We start from the raw sequence: 24,157 nt of genomic DNA on the forward strand, positions 1-24,157 counted from the left end.
TTGCTTTAGTCATATTACTTATTTATTTCCGCTGCGTTTTAATCCCGTTTAGCTAAACATCCCCTTAACAAGATCTCACTTAACGCTTCGCTATAGTCTCCCGGCGAAGCAGCAAAATGAACGTCCCGGAAATGCTGGAATACATCCCGCGCCATGAAGAAAAAAACATCTGCCCCCAGCAACATCACCGCCAGGATTGCCGGATCAATGTCAGGGCGAATTTCCCCTGCTTCCTGCCCCTCACGGACCATTTGCACCAAGCTGGAAAAATTGTCCTCGAGCACCCCTTTGGCAAGAATTTCCTTGCGCAGGGAGTCCTTAGCCAGTAACTCACGGAGAAAAAGTTGTACGGCACTTTGCTCATTGAGCATGTTCTCAAGATGAACCTGGGCAAACTGCCGTAGCTGCTCTCGACAAGTCGGTGCTGAAATCGGCCTGCTCCCCCGGAGAGGGCTCAGCTGCTCGCAATAATCCTTAAGGACAGCCAGATAAAGACCTTCTTTCGATCCAAAATGATGAAAAATATTGGCTTTGCATACCTTAGCGCGGGTCGCAATCTTGCTAAGAGTCGCCCCATGATAGCCATATTCTGCAAACTGCTTTTTCGCCACAGCCAGGATGGCTTCCCGCCCCTGGGCGGGTGCCGAAGCTTCAGTATCCCGGCCTGCCAACCTCTTAGTCATTGCACCTCCCTGCTGCTGGAATCAGCTTTCATAGAAATTACCTACCAACCGACCGGTCAGTAATTTAGGGACACTAATGCCTTTATAAAGTTCTAAACCTGTATCTTATCATCGCCATATTCGCCGCCACAAGGAAGTACAGAACAAACGCCGTCGCGAAGTGCTTTGAAGAACCCACCCCTCCAGGCCCGAGAATTCGATGGGGGCTCGTGAAGCGTACGGAAACCACTGGAGCCAATGCTATTTTTGCTTTGAGAGGCTGCTTATATTAGAGGGCTGCTGGTACTTACGGCCCTCAAATCCACATGGAGCGTCTCACATTACAAAAGATGAATAGCTGCTAGCATGACTCGCCCCTGTTCTGGTCAGCAAAATTAAGGAGAAGATAAATGGGCCTTCGTTTAATGTCTTGCGGCTTCGTATTGGCAACCATCATGCTTGTAACTAGTGCCCAGGCGGTGATGGTGACCGGTGCATTTACGGGTGCTTGGTTTGATAAGGACGCCCCCGGACAAGGATTCCTATTACAGGTCGTCGATAGGAAGGGCACCGACACCGCTATTGTTTATTGGTTCACCTTCAATGCCTTCGGTAACCAGAATTGGCTCCTAGGACAAGCACCTGTCAAAGGGGCTCAAGTCGACTTCACCATGCACTCGGTAGAAGGCGGAATCTTAGATCTCAACGGTTTTGATCCGGCTCGGATCACATTGCAACCTTGGGGACATCTGGTCCTCCAATTCGAAGATTGCAATCACGGCACGGCCCGCTATGAAGCCCTTGACCCCCAGATCAGCGATGGCCAATTTAAAATCACTCGATTGACCAAAAGCTTGGGGGATGAATGTAGCGGTGGTCTATCCGATAATACACCACCCAGCACAGATGCCAAAATCATTCGGGTGGATTTTGACAATACCGGCGTCATTCCTCAGGCCACAGCCCGGATGAAATTTGAGCAGAACCGCAACCACGCCAAGTTTAAGATCTGGGTTAAAGATCTACCAGCGGACCAATATGAGCTTTTAGTGGGAAATGAAATAGTCGGCGTTATCAACGCGCGCGGGCAAGGCCAGAACACACTCTTTTTCCGAAGCCCAGAAACCTGCAATTGGGAATTACTCGATTTTGATCCTCTCAATCAGATTATCAAAATCGCCCAGGGTGACAAGGTATTCATGACCGCCTTTCTCAGTAATGATCTTGCCTCATTTGATGATGGCGATGACAGAGACGAGGATGGTGATGGCGACAGAGATGATGGCTCCTGTGACGAGGATGGTTGATCAAGGGGTAACAAAGCCCACTGGGGTTGAAATTACACCAAGAAAATAATTTATCGCTGAGTGATAAGAAAGGGAAGTTTGGATTCAATAACAAGGCGAAGGAATGCCTGATGATATTTTAGGTGGGAGACCGGGCAGGTCTCCCACCTAAATAAATTTATAGCAGTCACCTTTTTTATCTATTCTAGAGATAAAAATGCTTCCATTGGCATAACCCGCGGAAGGAGCTTTCCAGACTTACCTAAAACCATCCAGACGATCTGCTTGCTATTGTCAGGCCCAAAGCTCACATGGATGGGCTTGTCATCACCGTAGAAGTACAACCGATCAAAGGGTGTATTGGCAACTACCCATTGAGCCACTTCGAGCATACTTTCATCATCGACTATAAAATCCACGGCAGCGCCTAGTCGATTGCAAATGGGTTTCCCTCGCCGATTCAATTCGCAAGCCGCATGTTGGTCTCGCTGAGGGGAAATGCGCCCGGGGATCTTTTTCGCCAGAGCCGGTGAACAAAACCCATAGGTTAGGCGAATCATGCCAAAGTAATCGATGCCAGGATCCAGAATCTAAATTGTTAAGCCACAGAGTGTGAACTTATGCTCTCCATCCTCTTGGGAAGCCAATACTCTCTGCAAGCAGCATGAGGGGTGGAACAGTCGTTTCATAAGCTTGGCGTAAAATACCCAAATCCAGCACACCCTCAATGTCACTAATCCTAAGATCCGAGATATATCCTTCCGCGAAAGCAGTCCAACTTCGCTTGGTCAGCAGAACATGCGTAGTGACTAATCCTTGGTGTTGGATATGGATCAATCGATCCAGATACTCATCAGAGGGGATGCGATCACCTTTTGTCGAGTTCACTTCTGGAGTAACCGGCACCAAGTTCCAGAGTTGATTGTGGGCTACAAAGGACCACGGTAAAAAATGGTCTAGAGCAAAACCCCGAGAATTAAGAGGCTTGTCAGTGTAGATACAATTCAAATGCTTTGTTTCTATCACAACCCGCCAGAACTCTCTTTGTTTTCGCATATCCTGCCGCGCCGGAGGTGGTGATAGCTTGCTGGATATGGCTGGTACGTTTGGATTACGTCGCTGAAGATAGCAAAGCCACTCCCAATGCATCCAGCCCTGGATGACGCCAATGTTTGTCTTCAAGTAAGCCAACCAATCAGGATGAAATTCTATTGTCTCCTCATCACGAAAACGATACAGCGGCCGGATTTCATCAAAATATTCTTCCGCAAGCTGTTCTATCAAGGCATTCTTTTTCGTATCTGAAACCCCCTTCAACTCCCTCTCAAAGAAAGGGGCAAGCAATCGGTAAGGTACATAGCGCAAAAGCATCCAATCAGAACCGGCGGGATTTTCCTCGCTGATGCGAGTTCGCAACTGTTCCGCGTTCTTACCCTCTTCTCTAGGGATGCGGAGTGCATCAAGAAAGCAAGAAATACGATCCTGAGAGCCGAACGAGAGCCTGAAGAAGGCGTGTGGATACCATGCGATGCGGAGCATTTCCACTCCAACTTCATTGAGCTGAATAGATGCCCTTTCGAAATTGGAAGCAATGAGAGAATGAATAGCGCCTTGGAAGAATAGGAACTTGTATGAATTGGTCGCATCCCTGAACAGCCTACATAATGCTGAAATATCGAGATCACGTTCCGATGGTAGTAGGTGGGCACTCATTTCGACCAATAATCTGCTTTACCGGGAAAGATCCAACGGACCCCCCCTCGTGGATCTTTCTGGTCACCCTTATAGCGGGGAATCAGGTGCATGTGCAGATGTAGCACAGTCTGCCCCGCTGCTGCTCCATCATTGATGCCAAGGTTGTAACCATCTGGGGCTAATTCAGTATCGAGCTTTATCTTAGCAAGCTGTAACGCCCGTTGCATATCGGCCCATTCTGACTCTGAGAGTTCAGCCAGATAAGATAGATGACGACGCGGAATAATCAGGGTATGGCCTGGTGAAACCGGATAGAGATCCCGGATGACAAGCACGTGCGTGATCTCATGGACGATACGGATCGCCGGCAAGCTACAGAATGGACAACCTGTCTCTATTCCTTTTATTTCCACCAAAGTCTACTTTAATCCAGCCATTTCTGAAAATTTCTTCAGAGTAGACATGAATTTTTTCATACTTATTTAAGAAGTCGATAAATTTTTTAAATTGTATTTATCCGATGGCCCTAATATCAATCGAGATCCAGTCTATTTCTTACTATCCGCAGCTTTCGGAAATTCATAACTTATTTTAAGAGTCGGTGACGATATCTAGAATTAATTTGTATCTAAAAGTATTATTACGTACATAATTTGCGACTCTTTAGTGACTAATCCACTAGGCAACCCCTCTAAGAGAGCTGCATACCCCCGCTGTTATTTTTTTAAGAAATTACCCAATCAATCTCATTGCAGTGGACTTACCTGATGCATGAACACATAGATATCAATATGCCTCCAAAAGCATACACACCTGTAAAAGACCCAAAACAAGACCTTATTTTTTGCAAGAGCCGTCGCTCATTGCCCGTAAAGTAGTCTGCAGGTGGCGAAACAACCTACCAAGTATACTAGGAATAAGATTTTATCCAGACAATAGGCAAAAAGGTTGACCGTCACTGGCTATGGGCAAGCGGGAGCGCAGGTTAATCAACGAAGAGAAACTGATTGAGTGCTGGATCACCATCTACCCGGAATTGCTATGGCCCAAGCTGGTGTTGGGGCGTTACTTTACTGGACAAATTGATCCAGGGTTAACGCATGAAATTGGTTTGGAGATGACTTTAACCCAACCTTCTATTCCATTGTGCTCTCAGCCCCGGTCTCCTATGGCAAGTTATCGAAGCTTATGCCTGATACCAATTTGCAGTTTATAAGGTAGAATAAAAAAGCCAAGGGTGTTTGCGTACAGGCTTTCCTTATATGAAAACTACTTCTTGTAATGCAAATTGGTATGAATGCTCGTTACAAGGAAATAAATAGGGGGGGACTATTTTTTTGCAAAGATCTAACCTTTACTGAGGTATGTCCCCATTTCATTGGGAGGACGATATTGTGGATCCTCCAGCTGTTTATCATGGAAGGACCCATCGGTCCATTCATTCCCAAACTTGAGCTGCCCTAGGGGACGATAAAACCGCGTGCGCCGGCGGGGAAAAAATCGATAGATTCCCAGCAAGAACTGGCGATAGGAATCGGTAATCGGCGAGAGGATGGCTGTAGCAGGTGGCGACGGCAGGCTCTTAAAGGCAAGCCCTGCCTCTTGCGCTTTTTGCATTATCCAGGCCGAGCTAATCTCAGCGAGGGGCTGATTTGTATAACCGCCGCCGACATCCGAATGCGCCCCAGGGAACCATCGCTGCTCCATCTTCTGGCGAGGCTCCGCTTCGGGTGTCCAGAGCGTTGGTTCGTAATCCAGTCGGTGCTCGTCAACCGCCACCGCGTGGTACGCATGGGAAACGACTCTACTCAGTTTTGTATCGTGGAATGAATATCGCTCGTTATTGAAATTGGCCACGAGCTGCATCGAGATCAGCGGAATACCGAGCCTTCCGACCGTATCCCAAACTCCAAGAAAGATGGTCGGCTTCTCCCAAGTGCCCGGCCGTGAGTTCTTCTCACGAAAGGAGATCGCTGCCGGCGAATCCGGTGAGGGATCACGTGCTCGGTAGATCTCATAGGCTTGCTGGACCAGATCGTGTTTAATCAGTTGATCCAACTCCCTTTCGATTTGTTCCGGTGTTTTTCCCTGAATATTCAGCGTGGGCAGAATTCCTTTTTTAAGTAGTCCGCATTTTCGTATCAGGCCGGCAAGACTCCGCGCCGTATATGCGCCGCGACTGAATCCAAAAAGGAAAATGCGATCCCCCTCCTCATAGGTCGAGGTCAAGTAGGCATACCCTTGCTGGATATTCCTGCTAAGACCAAAACCAAAGGCACCCCTAATTCGCTCATATCTGTCGGCCCCTACCCCCACATCGTACCATTTTTGCTGAATCGTACCGCCGGGCGTTTGTTCCGAAATGGACTGATAAAGTTGAAATACATTGGTGCCATTCCCCTTCTCAGCAGAATTCCATGTGCCATCAAAGCAAATAACGAGATGCTTAGACATGGTAGGGTCTCCTGTTCTTCTTTTTTAATTTGCCCAGCCTGGAATCGATTCCAACGGTCATGGGCGTGGAACGCTGAGTGTAACCTATAGCATTTCCCGTTTAAATGAAGTCTAAGGAGCTTGGGGTCAGCGTGATAAGAGAGGCTGTCAATCCATCCCTGGAAGCTCGACGTCGGCTTGCCACGCCAGGCTTTCCTGCCTGGCGAGCAAGTCAGTCCAGCCCGCCCCTTCCTGGGACGGGCGCTCACTGGGCTAAGTGAATCCACTGGACCCACGCTCCCGGCTCACCCTTGCCGCTAACGGTCTAGTCTCACCGGCCCCATGGCCAACTGAGTTCTATCTAAATGGATATTCTTATCCAGTCCGCGGCTTTCGTTCAGAATTCCCAGTAATTTCAAGGTGCAGGATCGAGACCTCCCATACGGCAAACTTCCCGCCATTCATCTTCGGTGACGGGCTGCACGGAAAGCCGCACGGAGGTGACGAGGGCCATCTTGGCAAGCTTTGGATTGGCCTTGATCTCCCTCAAGGAGACCGGCTTTGGCATATCATACAGCGCCCGGACATCCACACATTCCCAGCGGGGGTCCTCGGTGGTTGAATCCGGATGGGCCGGCTTGCAGACCTCAATAATGCCCACCACCTCTAGTCCCTTGTTAGAATGGTAGAAGAAGCCTTTGTCACTAAGCTTCATGGCGCGCATGTTGTTGCGGGCTTGGTAATTGCGCACGCCATCCCATTCCTCTCCGGCGGCACCCTTTTTCTTCTGATCCTCCCAGGACCATTTGGAGGGCTCGGATTTAAACAGCCAGTAGGACACAGGACTTTCTTCGGGCTTTAAGTTCAGGGACGGATTTGGAGCAGCAAACTCAGCCTACTAACCTACTATCGTATTTATATTCATTTAGTGCTAGCCTGATTTTTTTACCACCAAGACACAAAGGTGGGGGAATCTCAGTCAGTTTGGAGAAATTGATGGATTGGCTCATTGCTAACGGAGCAAATTATTTCAAGCTATTTAACTGTTTGATTTATTTGTGATCTTAGTGCCTTTGTGGTGATCTCATGAATTATCCAGGCTCGGGCTAAACGCTAGGGCGCTCTCGAAATACTGGACTGGAAATATAGATAAAAGGCAAGGATTTATAGCTTGGTCGGGGTGAGAGGATTTGAACCTCCGGCCCCTGCCTCCCGAAGACAGTGCTCTACCAAGCTGAGCTACACCCCGATGTATCAGTAGGTCCGATAGACCGCAAACTTCGCTAAATTCAATAAGGCCTCTTGATAGGGCGAAGCGGGAATTTTTTTAATTGCTTGTATCGCCTTTTCAGCCTCGCGGCGAGCCGCTTCCGCAGTGTACGCGATAGCGCCGCTCGATTCAATGGCCTCGATCACTTCAGCTAAGTTATCACGGCCCCCGCCCTCAATTGCATTGCGGATAACCTTAGCGTGGGAGGGAATACCGTTGCGCATAGCATAGATAAGCGGCAGCGTCGGCTTGCCTTCGGCCAAATCATCGCCAATATTCTTGCCTAAATCGTCACTGGAAGCACTATAATCCAGCACATCATCGGTGAGCTGAAAAGCCGTTCCCAAATGCATACCATAGACGGCCATTGCTTCTTCCTCAGCGGCTGGCCGGCAGGACAAAACCGCCCCGAGTTGGGTAGCCGCCTCAAACAACTTGGCGGTCTTGCTGCGGATAACATCCAAATACCGCTCTTCGGTGGTCTCCGGGTCATGACAGTTGAGGAGCTGCATCACCTCACCTTCAGCGATGGTATTAGTGGTTCGGGCGAGAATCTCCATGACCCGCATGCTATTGACATCCACCATCATCTCGAAGGCGCGGGAGTAGAGGAAATCGCCTACCAGTACGCTCGCTTCACTACCCCAGATGCTATTGGCTGTTTTTTGCCCCCGCCGCAACTCCGAAGAATCCACCACATCGTCATGGAGCAAAGTCGCCGTGTGAATGAACTCAATAATGGTAGCGATATCAATATGGCATGAGCCTTGATAATCAAAGGCGCGGGCACTCAATAGGACCACCACCGGGCGCAAACGCTTGCCGCCGCTGTTGATAATATAATGTCCTAGCTGATTGATGAGCACCACATCAGAATGCAGCCGTTTCTGGATCAAGGCATTAACGGCCTGCATATCATCAGCAATTAGATCGTAGGTGGACTGTATATCCAAGGGTATCTCAAAATTAAATAGGGCAAAACTTGCGCATGCTAGAAAGCGCCGCGTTCGGTGTCAAGTGACAATATCCTGACTATGCTTAATGCTTAAGCATTTTAGGCTGGCATATATTACACTATTTCCCTTGACCACTTGAATGAGTAATTTTAAAATTGGGCGCTTAAATTATCGAACCATGCACTTAGCATGAAAGTGCTGAACTTTTACTCCCTTTCTTTCCACCGAGTGGGATAACCCAATTTTCAGGAAAGCACCATAATGTACGCAGTCATTAAAACTGGCGGAAAGCAATACCGTGTCCAAGAAGGAGACACCCTCCGGGTGGAAAAAATCGACGCCGATGAAGGCGCCAATATTACACTCGATCAGGTGCTCCTGGTAGCTGATGGCGATAATATTCAGATCGGCACCCCCTATATTGAGGGTGGGAAGGTGAGTGCTACCGTCAAAAACCAAGGTCGCGGTGAAAAAATCAAGATCATTAAGCTCCGTCGCCGCAAACATCACCGTAAACAGATGGGACATCGTCAGTACTTTACGGAGTTGCAAATTGATAACATCTCTGCAGGTTGAGGCGAGGTAAGGATAAGATATGGCACACAAAAAAGCAGGCGGCAGTTCCAGAAACGGTCGCGATTCCGAATCTAAACGTCTTGGAGTCAAACGATATGGCGGCCAACAGGTATTGGCCGGAAACATCCTGGTTCGGCAGCGGGGCACTCGCTTCCTAGCAGGAGTTAACGTAGGGACTGGCCGTGATCATACCTTGTTCGCCAAAGCGACAGGCAAAGTCCAATTCGCTAAAAGAGGTCCGAATAATCGCACCTACGTGGACATTATCGCAGAATAAAAGCTATGCCCACGGTGATGGGCAACATCTCCCATGCATGCTATGAGAAAGCCCCGCAGGTGCGGGGTTTTTTCGTCCTGCTCTCCTTGGACTTAGCGTTTCTGTAACCATGAAATTCATAGATGAAGCCATTATCAAGGTCCAGGCTGGGGCAGGGGGTAACGGCTGCCTCAGCTTTCGGCGAGAAAAATTCATCCCCTTTGGTGGACCGGATGGGGGAAATGGCGGCAATGGCGGCAGCATCTACCTTATCGCGGATGAAAACATCAATACTTTGGTAGATTTTCGCCATCAGCGCCATTATCGTGCCCAGCGGGGCGAAAATGGGCGCGGACGGTTGCAGACAGGTAAGAGTGGCGAAGATCTTTATATCCACGTGCCTGTGGGTACCGAGGTCTGGGAGGCCGACACGGAAGAGTTATTGGGTGATCTGACTCGGCCCCAGCAAACTTTGCTGATAGCCAAGGGCGGGACCCGGGGTCTGGGCAATGCCCATTTTAAGAGCAGCACCAATCGGGCACCCCGCAAGACCACAGAAGGTAAACCGGGGGAAGAACGAACCTTACGGCTAGAGCTTAAATTACTTGCCGACGTGGGTTTGCTCGGTCTACCCAATGCAGGCAAGTCGACTTTTATTCGTCAAACATCGGCGGCCACCCCCAAGGTGGCCGACTACCCTTTTACCACCCTCTATCCCCACCTTGGGGTGGTGAGCATTGATTCTAACCGCAGCTTTGTCATGGCCGATATTCCCGGGGTTATTGAGGGTGCCGCTCAGGGCGCGGGATTGGGAATTCGTTTTCTCAAACACCTGAGTCGCACCCGCTTGCTCCTCCATTTGGTTGATGTGGCGCCTATGGAACCCGCCATGGACCCTGTGGCAAACGTGCGCACTATCCAAGGGGAGCTGCAGCAATTCAGTCCAGAACTTGCCAAGCGTCCACAATGGCTGGTACTCAACAAAATCGATTTAATCCCTCCCTCGGAGCAAGCAGAGCGCTGTCAGGAAATCCTCAACCGCCTTGCCTGGCAAGGACCTGTCTATCAGATTTCGGCGCTGACCGGGGAAGGCTGCCAGCCGCTTATCCAGGCAGTCATGGAATACTTAGAGCAATCTAGTCCAGGCAAAATTTAAGAATACCGAGCCAGACCATGAGCGACCATCGTAACCGTTTGATAGCTGCCCGCTGCTGGGTAGTTAAGGTGGGCAGCGCTTTACTCACCGCCAATGGCCGCGGTCTAGATAGCGAGTGTATTCGAGCGCTGGCCAACCACATTGCCAACCTCCGCAATCAGGGATATGCGGTGGTACTGGTCTCCTCAGGTTCGGTGGCCGCTGGCATGCAGCGGCTTGGTTGGCAACGGCGCCCCCGGGCCTTATATGAGCTACAAGCCGCCGCTGCAGTGGGCCAAATGGGGCTTATTCAAGCCTACGAGAGCCAATTTCAGCATCATGGCCAGCACACCGCACAAGTATTACTGACCCATGAGGATTTAGCTGACCGTAGCCGTTATCTTAATGCTCGCAGCACCTTGCGCACCCTTTTACAACTGGGCGTTGTGCCCATTGTCAACGAAAACGATACTGTCGCTACAGAAGAAATCCGCTTCGGAGATAACGATACCTTATCGGCCCTGGTGGCTAACTTGGTAGAAGCGGAACTTTTGGTGATTCTCACGGATCAACCAGGTCTATTCGATGCCGACCCTCGGCACTACCCCAATGCTCGACTCATCCCCGAGGCAGCGGCTAATAACGCCGAACTCGATACTATGGCCAGCCCTGGAACGGGCGCCTTGGGACGCGGCGGCATGATTACCAAAGTTAGAGCAGCAAGGCGGGCTGCGCGCTCTGGCGCTATCACTATTATCGCCTCTGGTCAGGAACCCAACATCCTCCAACGGCTCGCCGCAGGGGAGGCCATTGGTACCCTGCTATGGCCTGATACGGAGCCCCTTGCCGCCCGCAAGCAGTGGTTAGCGGGACAATTGCAAACTAAGGGGCGCTTGTGGCTGGATGCCGGTGCAGCCAAAGTGGTCCGCGAGGCGGGACGGAGTTTACTCCCAGTGGGGGTTATCGCTTGCGAAGGTCACTTTGCCCGTGGCGAGGTGGTCAGTTGCTTGGACCCGGAGGCCCGCGAAGTAGCCCGCGGCCTAGTGAATTACAATGCCGAGGAAACACGACGCATCCTCGGCCATGCCAGCAATCAGATTGAACAAATATTGGGTTATGTGGACGAAGAAGAACTCATTCACAGGGATAATCTAGTGCTACTCTAAGGCTATTTAAGCCTCTATCTCGAAGGAGTGCACCCCCCCCAGCGAGAGTGGGAAACGTAGCTTTGCTGCGAGCGTGAGAGCCGCATTACTTGCCTTTCGCCATGGATTCGCGTTTCACCGCCTCCCAGAGAAGAGTCTCTGCCAAATTGGAGAGGGGTCGATTCTGTTTCTTTGCCATCTTTACTAACTTGGCTCTTAACTCTGGGTCTATACGGATATTCAGGGTTTCCTTTGCCATTGTTGGCTCGTATTCATTGTGTTACTATGTGTCTATTATAACACAATGGGCCTACAAGTTCAGGTTTTACCCCACATCCACACAAAAGCGGCAATTGGCCATTGAATTTGGCCATGCGCGTTTTGTGTGGAATTGAGCATTGGAAATCCGAATTAAGCCGTATAAAGAAAATGGCGAGTCTCTGAACAATAGGAGACTTAAGGATGTGGTGATTACCTCTAGCGGCTATAAGTCAGGCGCTCCCAAATACACTTACCGCGATAAAGCTTTCCACGATAGGGGTATTAACGCGGCCAAAAATGTTTTGAGGTCGGGTACGGCGGGGAACGCCGGAACCGATAAAGCGCGTGGAGCGGTAGAGACCCCAAGGGCCGTGGTCCTAGCTACCACCTGAGGACTGCTAAGAAACGCGAATTTCCCAGACTAGCCAGGTGAGGAGGGACCAAACCGAAGCTAGTCATGGCGAAACTCCAAAATCAAGACATCGAGCGGATTCTGGCGCTCAACCGGCTCTTATGCCGAGCGGCTTTGTTAGGATGAATCAGCCCCTTGCGCGCCAAGCGATCGAGCACCGGAATAGCTACCCCATAAGCCACAGTCGCCTGCTCCTTATCACCCGAGGCGATGGCTTTTATGACTTTCTTCATATAAGTCCGCATCATAGAACGCTGGCTTGCATTATGGAGCCGGCGTTTTTCCGCCTGACGGGCACGCTTACGGGCTTGTAACGAATTGGCCAAAATTTCACCTCCGAAGGTTTAATATTAAAAAATTAAAAACAAATAATGATGCCAATTTCCATGGCAGTTGTAAACGCCCCTAGGTAAAATGGCGCACTTTTCCTAAAAAAAAACGAGCGATTTCCTGGTCTATTATTATGAGTGCCCGCTTACTTAAATCGACCGCTGTCGTCGGCAGCGCTACCCTCCTCTCAAGAATTCTAGGCTTCATCCGCGATGTGGTGATCGCTCAGGCTTTTGGCGCTGGACTGGCAGCGGATGCTTTTTTTGTGGCCTTTAAAATTCCTAATTTCCTGCGGCGCTTATTCGCAGAAGGAGCTTTCTCCCAAGCCTTTGTGCCAGTACTTTCAGCCTCTCAGGTGCGTGGCAATCTCGGCGAAGTCCAGCAACTCGTCAACCGAGTCGCAGGAACTTTGGGATTGGTCCTGCTGGTGGTGACCCTCATTGGGGTGATAGGCGCCCCCCTATTAGTGATGATATTTGCCCCTGGCTTTATAGAAGAGCAAAGCAAATATGAACTCACCGTCAGCTTATTACGAATTACTTTTCCCTATTTATTGTTTATTTCCCTGACGGCTCTCGCTGCTGGTATTCTCAACACCTATAAGCGCTTTGGGGTACCCGCTATTACGCCTATCTTTCTTAATTTGGCTCTTATCGCCGCCACCCTATGGCTTGCTCCCCAGTTGGAAATCCCGGTCACTGCCCTAGCCTGGGGAGTGTTTTTCGCAGGCCTAGCGCAGCTATTATTTCAGCTTCCATTTCTCGCCCACCTGAACCTGTTGCCAAGACCTCGCCCTCGCTGGAAAGATCCCGGGGTACAGCAAATCTTTAAACTTATGCTGCCAGCCATTGTGGGCAGCTCAGTTGCCCAAATTAACCTTCTTATCGATACCCTTCTTGCCTCATTTTTGGTCACTGGCAGCGTCTCTTGGCTCTATTATTCGGATCGGTTGGTGGAGTTTCCTCTAGGGGTTTTCGGAATCGCCCTGGCCACAGTCATCCTTCCCAGCCTTTCAGAAAAGCACGCCCAGGCATCAAGTGAGTCCTTTTCCCGCACCCTTGATTGGGCCCTACGCTGGGTCTTTCTTATCGGCGCGCCAGCGGCCGTAGGACTTGTCCTACTTGCCGGCCCCATTCTCACCACCCTCTTTCAATATGGCGAATTCAGCAACCATGATGTGGCCATGGCCTCCCGTAGTCTCATCGCCTATAGCTTTGGTCTACTCCCTTTTATCCTGATTAAAGTCCTAGCGCCTGGATTTTATGCCCGGCAAGACACTCGAACACCCGTGCGCATCGCCATTATTGCCATGTTTGCTAATATGGTATTAAACGCAATGCTCATCTTTCCCCTCGCCCACGCGGGTCTTGCCCTCGCCACTTCCCTTTCCGCCTGGCTCAATGCAATCTTGCTATTTTTTACCCTAAAGCGGCAAGGGATCTACCGGCCCCAACCCGGGTGGCTGTGGCTCAGTTTGCGTATCCTTATTGCTACTGAGCTCATGGCGATCAGCATACTTTGGCTAATGCCGCCGCTAGTAAGCTGGCTAAATTGGGAGGTAATGACTCGCATCGCTGAAATCACATTGCTGATTGGCGCCGCGGTGATCATTTACTTTGGCACCCTACTCATCATCGGTATTCGCCCACGCATGCTAGCGCTCACCTAAGAAAAGAAAATAGGCGTGACACTATAAGTTCAAAGGTATCACGCCTGTGGGATGAGTCTTATCACTGTAGCTGTTATTTATAAAACCTGCACCTGGATAAGAGAAGACTATCTTCTGTGTTAACAAACCGTTCTAGTTATCCAGCGCTAACGTTATAAAAATTTTGGCAGGTAATGATCTACTAATAAAAATGCAAATAACGCTGCCAGATAAAATATAGAATAGCCAAAGGTCTTCATTGCTAGTTCATTACTGGTATGGCGATAAAGCGCAAGCGCAAGATACAGGAAGCGCCCCCCCAGCACTACGGCACCGACCAGATAAACTAATCCACTCATTTGGCTGACAAAAGGCAGCAGACTGACCGCAAATAATAAAAAGGTATAAAGGACGACCTGCTGCTTGGTGAAATCAATACCATGGGTAACCGGTAACATGGGAAAATTAGCACGGCTATATTCTTCCCGGCGCGCTAAAGCCAAAGCCCAGAAATGAGGCGGTGTCCACACGAAGATAATCAAGAATAGGAGAAAGGCGTGCACATGCAACTCCCCCGTGACAGCAGTCCAACCTAGCACCGGCGGCATTGCCCCTGCCGCCCCTCCCAATACAATATTCTGCGGAGTGGCACGCTTGAGAAAAGCTGTATAAATAATTCCATAGCCAAACATGGAAGCCAAAGTTAGCCAGGCCGTCAAAGGATTAACCAGAAAATACAAGATCGCCATTGACAGCAGGCCCAACATAATCGCAAAGGCCAGAGCCTGCTCCCGGTCAATCTTGCCGCTAGGCAAGGGACGGCCTTGCGTTCTGGCCATTAAGGCATCGGCTTTTTCATCAATCAAGTGGTTAATCGCCGCGGCAGAAGCCGCCCCTAAACCAATTCCAAGACTGCCTAGCAAAAATACCTGCCATGGCGCCAGTTCTGGAACAGACAAAAACATACCGACAATAGCGGTAAAAACAATAAGGGAAACAATACGGGGCTTGCATAATACGAGATATTCCCGCCAGTTGGTTAAAGCCCCACGAATTAAGGTAATCGTTGTCATAGTCTTGTAGCTCCTCGCAATTGGTACCCTGTGGGATGGAGCAGGTGATTTAAAGTAACGATGGCAAGCAACAATAATGCAGCCACAGCGTTATGGGCTACCGCCAGCGCTAAAGGTATTCCGCCCATGGCAGTGGCAATTCCTAACGCCACCTGGATAAGGAGCAACGCCACGACGATCCACCCAACACCGCGCAATACTGGAGTACCTCGGCCTAATCCCGCCCGTAACCCGATAGCACCCACCACGACCAAAACTATCATGGCACCAATTCGATGAACCACATGGATTGCCGTTGCTGCCTCAGGCGCTAGCCGTCCACCTTCGTAATTTTCTCCTAGCGGCTGCCAAAATGTGAAAGCCTCGCGGAAATGCATATTCGGCCACCATTGTCCCTGGCAAGTGGGAAAATCCGGGCAAAAGAAACCCGCATAGTTGGTGCTGGTCCAGCCTCCTAGGATGATCTGGAATACTAGGAGAAACAATCCTATTAGGGACCACGTTTTGAAAGCCGGCGAGTACCAGATCCGCTGCATAGGATAGTGGGCTTGCCGCTGTCGTAGTGCCAGCCACCAAACCAAGGATAACACTGCCAGCCCCCCTAGGAGGTGTAGTGTTACAATGGCTGGTTGCACTAGGAGGGTAACGGTCCACATTCCCAATGCAGCTTGAAATCCTACTAATCCCACTAAAAAAATAGGCAAAGCAACTCTCTGCCTGGGATCAGAACGATTGCGCCAAGCAGCGATGGCAAGCCCTAAGATTAAAAAGCCTAATATACCTGCGAGATAGCGGTGGATCATCTCCTTCCAAGCTTTATCCGTCTCCACCGGACGATCAGGGTAAAGAAGATTGGCCTGGTCAACTTGCTGCTCGGTAGTCGGTGCTAGCAACTGCTCATAGCAACCTGGCCAATCCGGGCAACTGAGTCCAGCATCAGAAAGGCGCACATAGGCTCCAAATACCACAACCACCAATGCTAATAAACTGGCCGTCAAAGCAAAGGCGTGAAACCGGTGACTCATATTTATCTATTACCCTATTTGAGAAACAAATAACAAGCGTTTAAGGTCCTTAAGAATATGCTCAGGAGCTTCTTCAGGCGGGTAAGTAATCACAATATTACCAATAGGGTCGACGATATACACACGTTGCGCTGCTAACGGGTCAGGGACCTTTGGCAGCACGAACTGGTCTATAAACCCTTTCTTTTTTTCTCCTTCGGATGCTATGAGAAGATCAGGGTGTTGTTCTTCAAGCCAATCTGATTCACTAAGAGAGCCCACATCATTGACAACCCACAAACGTTGGACACGCTGCATCTCCTTACCCACAGCTAAGCGTATCTGGCGTGTCTCATAAAGATTTTCTTGACAAATGTCATCACACGCTGCGGGCCCAAAAACAACCAGAGTCCACTTCCCCTTAAGTTCAGAAAGGGTAAAATCCTTTCCTTCCAGGGTCTTGAGGGTGGTCTCCTCTAGGGGCCTTGCAGGCCTGATAAGCTCACCGTAATTGCGGGTTGCAAACTCCCCTTCTTGCTCTAATGCTTTCAAAAACCACCAGGCCGCTATCACGGGGAGTGCACATATGGCAAAAATAGCAAAACTCACCCAACCCGGTCGTCCCCGTTTCGTCTTCGATTTTCCGTTATCCACCACCTACTCTTACCCTTTTAACTTCTGTTGCGTTGCTCGCTGCCATCAAAACTGCGCCGATATAAAACAACGAATACGACCACTGCGACTAATGCCATAGCAAACCATTGAACCGCATAAGCAATATGTTGCTGCACACTCGTGGGAAGCCCGGGCCACTGGCGCACAAAACCATAAGGCTCATCAGGAGCCAATTGGAGAACCAAGGGCTGCAAAGAATAGCCTAGGTTAGGCTGCAGTTGCTCTGTGTTGACATATTGAACTCGTTTTGGCCAGCCTGTTGTTTCCCGAGTTCCCTCATCCCCTAAAAAAAAAGGTGCTTGGGGGGGGCGCCGTAAAGTACCATGTACTGTCACCTGTGAATGGGGGATATCTACCTGGGGAAGTTGTTGTCGGTCTAAGCCCATGGGAACCCAACCTAAATTAACAAGTATTGCACTTCCACTTGCGCTAGTTAACCGTAACGGCACTAGCACGTGATAACCCGCCTGGCTCTCCTGGATTTGGTTATCCAAAAACACAATATGCGCGCTATCAAATCGACCCTGAGCGATACCCTGGCGATACTCACTATCCGGCAATGATAACCTATCCCGCCCCACCCAAAGAGGTTCGCTAGCGCTACGTTCTCTAAGGGCAACTTCAATTGCACGCTTCTCATCAGCCCGCTGCAATTGCCAAATGCCTAATGAGGCCAGGATGGCGGTGACGAGCAGAGAAACCATTATGAAACGTATTTTGGAGCAGGGCTTTTTGCCCTTTAATGGAGATGGCACGCTTGGGTTGTTCAATTAATGAAGGTTAAACTATGGTTAATATTACAATGCGGTTACATGAAATTTTCTGAGAGAGGGGTAATTGGCGAACCGATATTTATTTCTCGAACAAGGGTTACACCTTCGCCCTGAGGGCAGAGTCGCAACTTTTACGCTGTAATAACCCAACTCCACAGTTTCTGACCTTAAGCTAAACGGAGCACTTCATGATTTTTAAATTACTCGTTATCGCTCTTTTAATTTCAATTCTTTACGCCCTAGGGAGCGCACTCTTTGCCCTCATACGAAGTGGCGGTAGCTCGGATGACCGAATGGTCAAAGCCTTGACTTTTCGTATTGCCCTCTCTTTAGGATTATTTATCCTGCTTATGCTTGGCTATGCTACCGGGCTTATCACCCCCAATACCATAGTTCCTGCCGAGAAAATGGAAGAAATTCAATCTAGCCAACAATGAATGCAGGCATTGCTGCCGCTTATTACCTAGCTAGGTTTCCTAGCTAGGTAATAAGGACAAAACAGGAACTCATTGCACCGCTGACAAGCAGCAACCGCTACAGCCAATAAACAAACACAAATAGGCCTAGCCACACCACGTCAACAAAGTGCCAATACCAAGCAACCGCCTCAAAGGCAAAATGCCGCTTGGGGGTAAAATGACCAGCCATGCTGCGAATTAAAACCACAAGCAGCATAATGGAACCCACAGTGACATGGAATCCATGAAAGCCAGTCAACATATAAAATAACGAACCATAAATTCCAGACCCTAAAGTCAGATTCAGTTCGCTCATGGCATGGCTATATTCCCAGGCCTGTAATCCAATAAAAGTCCAACCCAGAGCAACCGTAAGAAATAATCCAATAATTAGCTTCTGCCGATTATCCTGCTTCAGACCCCAATGAGCCCAGGTCACGGTAACACCACTAGTTAGAAGAATCAGCGTGTTAAGGGCTGGCACTCCCCAGGCCCCCATGGACTGGAATTCTCCGCCGATACTTTGTGGTCCATTGCTGGGCCATGCCTCGGTGAAATCCGGCCATAGCCAAGTATGGGCAGCTCCTTTCGCCCCCTCCCCCAAAAGCCACGGCAATGAATAATCACGTGCGTACCAAAGCGCCCCAAAGAACGCTGCAAAAAAGAAGACTTCTGAGACGATAAACCAGATCATGCCCCAACGAAAGGAGCGATCAACTTGATCGTTATAAAGACCCGCTTCGCTTTCGCGGATAACGGTTCCAAACCAACCAAACATCATGAACAGCACAATCCCTATGCCGGTAAACATGATATATTTGCCTATTTCCACTCCATTGAGAAAAGCGGCCAAACCAGCGACTCCAGTAAAGAGCCCAATAGAGCCAATAATTGGCCAATAACTAGGTTGGGGCTGGTAATATTCCCCATGCGCATGGGCCATAGTAAGATATCCTCCCGCGTTATTTTAATCGTAATAATGACCGTTATCTTTGCTTACTCAAAATGGGCACCAACCAACCCCGCTACCCAGCCGGTGTTGGTTGCGCTTGAGCGCTAGCACCCACATCAAAAAATGTATATGACAAAGTCACTACGGAGTAATCGTCGGGTATCTTAGGATCGATAAAAAAGACCACCGGCATCTCCTTTTTCTCACCTGCTTGAAGAACTTGCTCGTTAAAGCAGAAGCACTCGGTCTTATGTAAATGCTTGGCTGCCAGCCCTGGGCTTACACTAGGGATTGCTTGACCTGTTACAGAGCGATCAGCCAAATTACTAGCATAGTAGTTCACCTTTGTGACTTCACCAGGATGAATGCGAATCTTGCTCACTTCCGGTTTAATCTCCCAGGAAAGCTGGCTGTTTACATTCGCTAGCAATTCAACGGTGATCGTCCGGCTAGTATCTACCGTATCAGCTTTAGCTGCTGACACCGCCACGTTCTCTGGCTTACCGTTTAGACCAGTAATATCACAGAACACATTGTAGAGCGGTATCATGGCATAACCGAAGCCGAACATGGCCACCACCACGAGGGTTAGTTTCAGCACTAACCTGCGCTTATTGGCTTCTCTCATAACCGTGCTTACCTTGTCGCAGTTAGGTAGATAAATAAGAAATAAATGGCCAATACAATCCCAAAAAGGATCCATGCCGTACGCCGGGCTTTCGCCCGGCGCCGACTCGGAGACTTAGACCCAAGTCTGTCAGTCATAATTTACATCAAATCCTAAAATAACCCGCCCACTAATCAATAGGGCCTTGAACTCACCTGGGGCGGAGTTGTAAAACTATGATAGGGCGGTGGCGAACTGAGGGTCCACTCAAGGCCCTTTGCTCCTTCCCAGACTTGATCGCTCACTTTTACCCCGACCCCTCCGCGAATAGTCTTCACAATCACATACACGAAGAGCAGCTGGGAGATACCAAAGATAAAAGCACCCACAGTGGAAACGGTATTAAACTCAATAAATTGCAAGGCATAATCCGGGATCCGTCGAGGCATCCCCGCCAGGCCAAGGAATGCTTGAGGAAGGAAAATGATGTTCATGGAAATCACGGACAGCCAGAAATGCCATTTTGCCAAGACCTCATCATACATATTACCCGTCCACTTGGGTATCCAATAAAAAACAGCGCCAAAGGTACCAAACACTGTCACTGGCAACACCACATAGTGGAAGTGAGAAACGATGAAATAAGTATCATGATACTGGAAATCCACTGGGGCCACGCCCATCATCAAACCAGTCAAACCACCAATGGTGAATAATGCGATGAAAGCTTGGGCCCACAACATGGGTACCTCAAAGGTCATGGAGCCACGCCACATGGTGGTAAGCCAGTTAAAGATTTTAACGCCAGTGGGAACAGAAATCAGGATGGTAGCGTACATGAAATACAGCTCTCCCGAAACCGGCATTCCCACGGTAAACATGTGATGTGCCCACACGATGAAAGAAAGAAAGGCAATCGACGCCATGGCATAAACCATGGAGCTATAGCCAAATAGGGGCTTACGAGAAAAGGTTGGAATAATCTCCGAAATTACCCCAAAAATGGGCAACACGAGAACATAAACCTCGGGATGACCAAAGAACCAGAAAATATGCTGGAACATCACCGGATCACCACCACCTGCCGCATTAAAGAAGCTGGTGCCAAAATGGCGATCGGTTAGAACCATGGTTACAGCACCCGCAAGTACGGGAACTACGGCAATCAGCAAGAAGGAAGTGATTAACCATCCCCAGACAAACATCGGCATTCTCATCAGCGTCATGCCCGGTGCCCGCATATTCAGGATAGTGGCAATAATATTGATTGAAGCTAATATGGAGGAAATACCCAGCAAGTGGACAGAAAAGATGGTCATATCAATGCCCGCACCCCCCTGAGCGAACAAGGGCGGGTACATAGTCCATCCTCCTGCAGGGCCACCACCTGGCATCAACATGCTACCCAGGAGTAAGGCCCCGGCAAAAGGCAGAAGCCAGAAACTCCAATTGTTCATCCGCGGCAGGGCCATATCGGGTGCGCCGATCATGAGCGGTATTTGCCAGTTAGCCAAACCCGCTAAAGCTGGCATAAGGGCACCAAAGATCATCACCAGCCCGTGTAATGTAACTAATTCATTAAATTTTTGGGGATCTACAATTTGCATTCCCGGGGAGAAGAGTTCAGCCCGGAATATCAGCGCCATTGCGCCACCAACGAAGAACATGATAAGGCTGAACCATAGATACAGCGTTCCAATGTCCTTATGATTAGTGGTGAATAGCCAGCGCGCAATCCCTGTTGGATGATGCGCGTGGTCATCATGTGCTACTGCTGTGCTCATGCCATTTCTCCTACAAAATTAATCCTCATCATGAAAAATACCTTACCAAGGTTATTCCCTATGCTTGCCTTCCTGTTTTTCTCGCCTGCTTGAACCCATGACAGCCGAGAAAAGTCCAGGAACCTAAGTACGATATCCTTCGGCTAGAATTAGAGCGCTTCTTTAACTTGAACTCTCAGTTGAATCACCATTGGTGTCATTAGGCTGGGCAGCTTTTTGCGAAGATACCCATTTATCAAACTCTTCCTGAGTTTTCGCTTCTACGACAATAGGCATATACCCATGCCCGCGGCCACAAAGTTCCGTACATTGGCCCCGATAAGTCCCTGGCTCTTCAATGACTGCCCAGGCCTCATTAATAAAACCTGGTACCGCATCTTGCTTGAAACCAAGCGCCGGCACCCACCAGGCATGGATAACATCATCGGCGGTAATGACAAAACGGACCTTTTTATTGATTGGAAGCACCAGTGGATTGTCCACCTCAAGCAGATAATTTTCACCCTTAGGTGATTTGTTTGCTATCTGATCAAAAGGTGTGGACAAATTGCTCATAAAGCCAAATCCATGGTCCACATAGTCATAACGCCAGCGCCACTGGTAACCCGTAACTTTAATGGTGAGTTCCGAGTCAGAAGCATCATACAAGCGGATCATGGCAGAGGTTGCCGGCACCGCAATGGATAGTAAGATTACAAACGGAATAACCGTCCATACGATTTCAAGGGTAGTATTTTCATGGAACTGACTCGCTACCACGCCCTTGGACTTACGGTGATGGTAAATACTCCACGCCATGACACCGTAAACTAAAAGACCGATACCGACGCAAACCCAAAAAATCAGCATATGGAGGCCGTATATCTCTTTTGAGGAAGGAGTAATTCCTTCAGTCAAATTCACGGCCAATTCGGCATTAGCATTTCCACCTATCAGGAACAGGCCTATGGCTCCCGCAATAACCGTGAACAAGCTTCTTTTATCAGACACGCCCATTCATCTCCCCTTCAACTGTCAATTAATGTGATGGTTCTCGTAGTGTTTCAAACAATTTTGATTGCATCCTTGAATACATGACCAGCCTTTTGCTTTGTGCGCAAGGTCTGCACCTAGCCAATCGCTGGTTTAAACAAGGTACAAAAAACAAACAATGTAATTGGTAAACCATTATTTGGTTAGTAGCTAACTCGCCCGCAAGCGTCTGCACCTTTGAAACTGAATACTCATTGCCCTTCACAATGATTTAGGTCCAAATGAAATGCAGTCTCTGTCTTTGACCAAAATTAAGGACGTCCGGGTAGTGTAGTGTGGAGCCACCGAAAAATTTGCTAACACCTTTGGCACCATGCATCCTCTTCGCGCAATGTCACTTTTACTGACCCAGTCCAAGATAATTCGGAGGACTGGTGTAGTAGTATAAGCATTCACCAATAACCTCGAGTTTGCCGGTAACGACAGACACCACGAAGCCCATGGGGTGTGCTCAATGAGCAGGAGCTAATCGGCGGTATCCTAGGCTTCCATCCATTGCTCAAGTCTAAACCGCTAAGCTGCTGGAGGGATTGGTACCACAGCGCCTTACGATTTTGGCTCCGACTTCCCGCTGCCAGTTCTGGTTCCATTTTAAGGTTGGGTCTTGCGAAGCTCATAGATCCTATGGGCGATCCAAACGGTGGTACCAAACCTATATATACCATACATGTTTTATAGATGCCAATATTTATATACTCATAATGAAAATGAAACCACTATGAGTTACAAATCTTCCGTAACTCCTTCGCCAAGTAGAGTCGTTCTTCCTCAGTGAGGAAAATCCCGATCTCCACCTCATGCCCATGTGAACCTATCATGAGATGACTCATGTACCAGGCATGGGGCGCGGCCTCAATCCGGACACGCACCCAGTGGCGGTGAAATCTCCATGTTTTACCATTAGCTTTACGACCGCGGAATACCTCAACTCCGTTCTGGTCGATGGTGATCACTTCGCAGCGCTGAGCACGGCGAGCACAAATATAAAACGCAGATCCCAGAACGACTAACTCCAATCCCGCAAAAGGGAAAATTAGCCATAATCCCAAAAGGCTAAATGCTCCTGAAATGATCCCCAGAACTCCTGCCACAGCATAAAAAACCAGCTTCATTTTTTGCCAACTCAGGGAACTGTTAGGCTGAAGGATAAATTGAAGCGTATTTTTATGGGGCTCGATCCGCTTGGAAATCACATTACACCCTGGGCCCGCGTAAGCCCTGCGGAATTGTACGTGTTAAGACGATTCAGATCAAAATTTTGAGCTAAGGACTACAGGCAAGAATATCCTTCCTTAACCAAATTGTACCTCAAAGAAAGAAGGACTGTGGGCAGGGCAGCTGTCTTGGAAGGAGGCTAACCCTACCCCCTCAGACCTATGGGTATCCCTTATTTCAGATTCCAGCGCAGACTAAGACCCTTCTGGCTCGAATAATAGGCAGCCAAATCTTCTTTATCCTGCTCGGATAGCGGAGCTGCCATTTGCTGCATCATCGGATTCTTCCGCTCTCCATTCTGATAGGCAGTCAAGGCATGCACCAGATAATCAGGATACTGCCCAGCTAGTTTAGGAAATTGTGGCGCGGGGCTATTTCCATCCGGCCCATGACAAGCCGCGCAAGCCTGAGATTTTTGTTTTCCTGCCTCTGGATCGCCGGCCGCTAAAAGAGAACCAGACATTAGCACCGCAAGCACCGAAACAAATAAGAGTAACCACCGTCTCAGCATCGAAAATT

General features: G+C 49.1%; 25 protein-coding genes, 1 tRNA gene and 1 pseudogene. 8 read left to right on the forward strand and 19 right to left on the reverse strand.

The features are described 5' to 3' along the window. Window positions 1–38: 38 nt before the first annotated feature. Entirely contained in the window at window positions 39–683 is a 645-nt protein-coding gene (locus E3U44_RS03670) for a TetR/AcrR family transcriptional regulator (RefSeq protein WP_134356720.1), read from the reverse strand. 389 nt (window positions 684–1,072) lie between these two features. Between E3U44_RS03670 and E3U44_RS03675 the strand changes: the two genes are divergently transcribed. After that, window positions 1,073–1,969, forward strand: a complete 897-nt coding sequence (locus tag E3U44_RS03675; RefSeq protein WP_134356721.1) for a hypothetical protein — start codon at window positions 1,073–1,075, stop codon at window positions 1,967–1,969. A gap of 179 nt (window positions 1,970–2,148) precedes the next feature. Here the strand turns inward: E3U44_RS03675 and E3U44_RS03680 are convergent, their stop codons facing one another. From E3U44_RS03680 to ispB, 7 genes are all read right to left on the reverse strand, one after another. After that, window positions 2,149–2,508: a hypothetical protein gene (locus E3U44_RS03680; protein ID WP_206054877.1), complete on the reverse strand. Its 360-nt coding sequence runs from the start codon at window positions 2,506–2,508 to the stop codon at window positions 2,149–2,151. Between the two features lie 58 nt (window positions 2,509–2,566). Continuing rightward, window positions 2,567–3,661, reverse strand: coding sequence for an HNH endonuclease domain-containing protein (locus E3U44_RS03685; RefSeq protein WP_134356722.1), 1,095 nt, complete (start codon window positions 3,659–3,661; stop codon window positions 2,567–2,569). After that, window positions 3,658–4,056: an HIT family protein gene (locus E3U44_RS03690; RefSeq protein ID WP_240761718.1), complete on the reverse strand. Its 399-nt coding sequence runs from the start codon at window positions 4,054–4,056 to the stop codon at window positions 3,658–3,660. The genes E3U44_RS03685 and E3U44_RS03690 overlap by 4 nt, the downstream gene beginning before the upstream one ends. A gap of 934 nt (window positions 4,057–4,990) precedes the next feature. After that, window positions 4,991–6,097: a DUF2235 domain-containing protein gene (locus E3U44_RS03695; protein WP_134356723.1), complete on the reverse strand. Its 1,107-nt coding sequence runs from the start codon at window positions 6,095–6,097 to the stop codon at window positions 4,991–4,993. A 394-nt stretch (window positions 6,098–6,491) separates the two neighbouring features. Beyond that, window positions 6,492–6,917: an EVE domain-containing protein gene (locus E3U44_RS03700; protein ID WP_134356724.1), complete on the reverse strand. Its 426-nt coding sequence runs from the start codon at window positions 6,915–6,917 to the stop codon at window positions 6,492–6,494. A gap of 331 nt (window positions 6,918–7,248) precedes the next feature. Beyond that, a tRNA-Pro gene (locus E3U44_RS03705) sits at window positions 7,249–7,325 on the reverse strand. Between the two features lie 5 nt (window positions 7,326–7,330). Continuing rightward, window positions 7,331–8,299, reverse strand: a complete 969-nt coding sequence (gene ispB, locus E3U44_RS03710) for an octaprenyl diphosphate synthase (protein ID WP_134356725.1) — start codon at window positions 8,297–8,299, stop codon at window positions 7,331–7,333. 264 nt (window positions 8,300–8,563) lie between these two features. Between ispB and rplU the strand changes: the two genes are divergently transcribed. The 5 genes and pseudogenes from rplU to E3U44_RS03740 all read left to right on the forward strand — a co-directional run. Then, window positions 8,564–8,878 (forward strand): 50S ribosomal protein L21, encoded by a 315-nt coding sequence (gene rplU / locus E3U44_RS03715; protein ID WP_134356726.1) that lies wholly within the window; start codon window positions 8,564–8,566, stop codon window positions 8,876–8,878. 19 nt (window positions 8,879–8,897) lie between these two features. Further along, the gene (rpmA, locus tag E3U44_RS03720) at window positions 8,898–9,155 is read left to right on the forward strand and encodes a 50S ribosomal protein L27 (RefSeq protein ID WP_134356727.1); all 258 of its coding nucleotides are present in this window, start codon (window positions 8,898–8,900) and stop codon (window positions 9,153–9,155) included. Between the two features lie 109 nt (window positions 9,156–9,264). After that, the gene (cgtA, locus tag E3U44_RS03725; RefSeq protein ID WP_134356728.1) at window positions 9,265–10,290 is read left to right on the forward strand and encodes an Obg family GTPase CgtA; all 1,026 of its coding nucleotides are present in this window, start codon (window positions 9,265–9,267) and stop codon (window positions 10,288–10,290) included. A 17-nt stretch (window positions 10,291–10,307) separates the two neighbouring features. Further along, a complete protein-coding gene (gene proB / locus E3U44_RS03730; protein WP_134356729.1) occupies window positions 10,308–11,435 on the forward strand; it encodes a glutamate 5-kinase in 1,128 nt (375 codons plus the stop codon). Between the two features lie 272 nt (window positions 11,436–11,707). Continuing rightward, a pseudogene (locus E3U44_RS03740) lies at window positions 11,708–11,806 on the forward strand (helix-turn-helix domain-containing protein); the annotation flags it as partial. Window positions 11,807–12,149: 343 nt separating this feature from the next. Here E3U44_RS03740 and rpsT read toward each other — a convergent pair. Further along, entirely contained in the window at window positions 12,150–12,413 is a 264-nt protein-coding gene (rpsT, locus tag E3U44_RS03750) for a 30S ribosomal protein S20 (RefSeq protein WP_134356732.1), read from the reverse strand. Between the two features lie 137 nt (window positions 12,414–12,550). Here rpsT and murJ point away from each other — a divergent pair, with 137 nt between their 5' ends. Beyond that, on the forward strand, window positions 12,551–14,086 hold the full coding sequence (gene murJ / locus E3U44_RS03755; protein WP_206054878.1) for a murein biosynthesis integral membrane protein MurJ: 1,536 nt from the start codon (window positions 12,551–12,553) through the stop codon (window positions 14,084–14,086). A 152-nt stretch (window positions 14,087–14,238) separates the two neighbouring features. Here the strand turns inward: murJ and cyoE are convergent, their stop codons facing one another. The 4 genes from cyoE to E3U44_RS03775 are packed head-to-tail and all read right to left on the reverse strand — an operon-like array spanning window position 14,239 to window position 17,521. Continuing rightward, window positions 14,239–15,138, reverse strand: a complete 900-nt coding sequence (cyoE, locus tag E3U44_RS03760; RefSeq protein ID WP_134356734.1) for a heme o synthase — start codon at window positions 15,136–15,138, stop codon at window positions 14,239–14,241. Beyond that, the gene (locus E3U44_RS03765) at window positions 15,135–16,163 is read right to left on the reverse strand and encodes a COX15/CtaA family protein (protein WP_134356735.1); all 1,029 of its coding nucleotides are present in this window, start codon (window positions 16,161–16,163) and stop codon (window positions 15,135–15,137) included. The genes cyoE and E3U44_RS03765 overlap by 4 nt, the downstream gene beginning before the upstream one ends. 9 nt (window positions 16,164–16,172) lie before the next feature. Beyond that, complete coding sequence (locus E3U44_RS03770) at window positions 16,173–16,796, reverse strand: SCO family protein (protein WP_134356736.1); 624 nt, start codon at window positions 16,794–16,796, stop codon at window positions 16,173–16,175. Between the two features lie 17 nt (window positions 16,797–16,813). After that, a complete protein-coding gene (locus E3U44_RS03775) occupies window positions 16,814–17,521 on the reverse strand; it encodes an SURF1 family protein (protein WP_134356737.1) in 708 nt (235 codons plus the stop codon). 257 nt (window positions 17,522–17,778) lie between these two features. Between E3U44_RS03775 and E3U44_RS03780 the strand changes: the two genes are divergently transcribed. After that, a complete protein-coding gene (locus E3U44_RS03780) occupies window positions 17,779–18,027 on the forward strand; it encodes a twin transmembrane helix small protein (protein ID WP_134356738.1) in 249 nt (82 codons plus the stop codon). Window positions 18,028–18,124: 97 nt separating this feature from the next. On the opposite strand, the gene E3U44_RS03785 is transcribed toward E3U44_RS03780, so the two are convergent. The 6 genes from E3U44_RS03785 to E3U44_RS03810 form a co-directional block, all read right to left on the reverse strand. Continuing rightward, a complete protein-coding gene (locus E3U44_RS03785) occupies window positions 18,125–18,991 on the reverse strand; it encodes a cytochrome c oxidase subunit 3 (RefSeq protein WP_134356739.1) in 867 nt (288 codons plus the stop codon). A gap of 82 nt (window positions 18,992–19,073) precedes the next feature. Then, entirely contained in the window at window positions 19,074–19,703 is a 630-nt protein-coding gene (locus E3U44_RS03790; protein WP_134356740.1) for a cytochrome c oxidase assembly protein, read from the reverse strand. Window positions 19,704–19,801: 98 nt separating this feature from the next. Beyond that, window positions 19,802–21,391, reverse strand: coding sequence for a cytochrome c oxidase subunit I (gene ctaD / locus E3U44_RS03795; RefSeq protein ID WP_134356741.1), 1,590 nt, complete (start codon window positions 21,389–21,391; stop codon window positions 19,802–19,804). Window positions 21,392–21,553: 162 nt separating this feature from the next. Beyond that, a complete protein-coding gene (coxB, locus tag E3U44_RS03800; protein WP_134356742.1) occupies window positions 21,554–22,387 on the reverse strand; it encodes a cytochrome c oxidase subunit II in 834 nt (277 codons plus the stop codon). Between the two features lie 752 nt (window positions 22,388–23,139). Further along, on the reverse strand, window positions 23,140–23,616 hold the full coding sequence (locus tag E3U44_RS03805) for a DUF2244 domain-containing protein (RefSeq protein ID WP_134356743.1): 477 nt from the start codon (window positions 23,614–23,616) through the stop codon (window positions 23,140–23,142). 194 nt (window positions 23,617–23,810) lie between these two features. Further along, window positions 23,811–24,149: a c-type cytochrome gene (locus E3U44_RS03810; RefSeq protein WP_134356744.1), complete on the reverse strand. Its 339-nt coding sequence runs from the start codon at window positions 24,147–24,149 to the stop codon at window positions 23,811–23,813. Between the last annotated feature and the right edge of the window lie 8 nt (window positions 24,150–24,157).

It is taken from the genome of Nitrosococcus wardiae, from assembly GCF_004421105.1.
Taxonomy (GTDB): Bacteria; Pseudomonadota; Gammaproteobacteria; order Nitrosococcales; family Nitrosococcaceae; genus Nitrosococcus; species Nitrosococcus wardiae.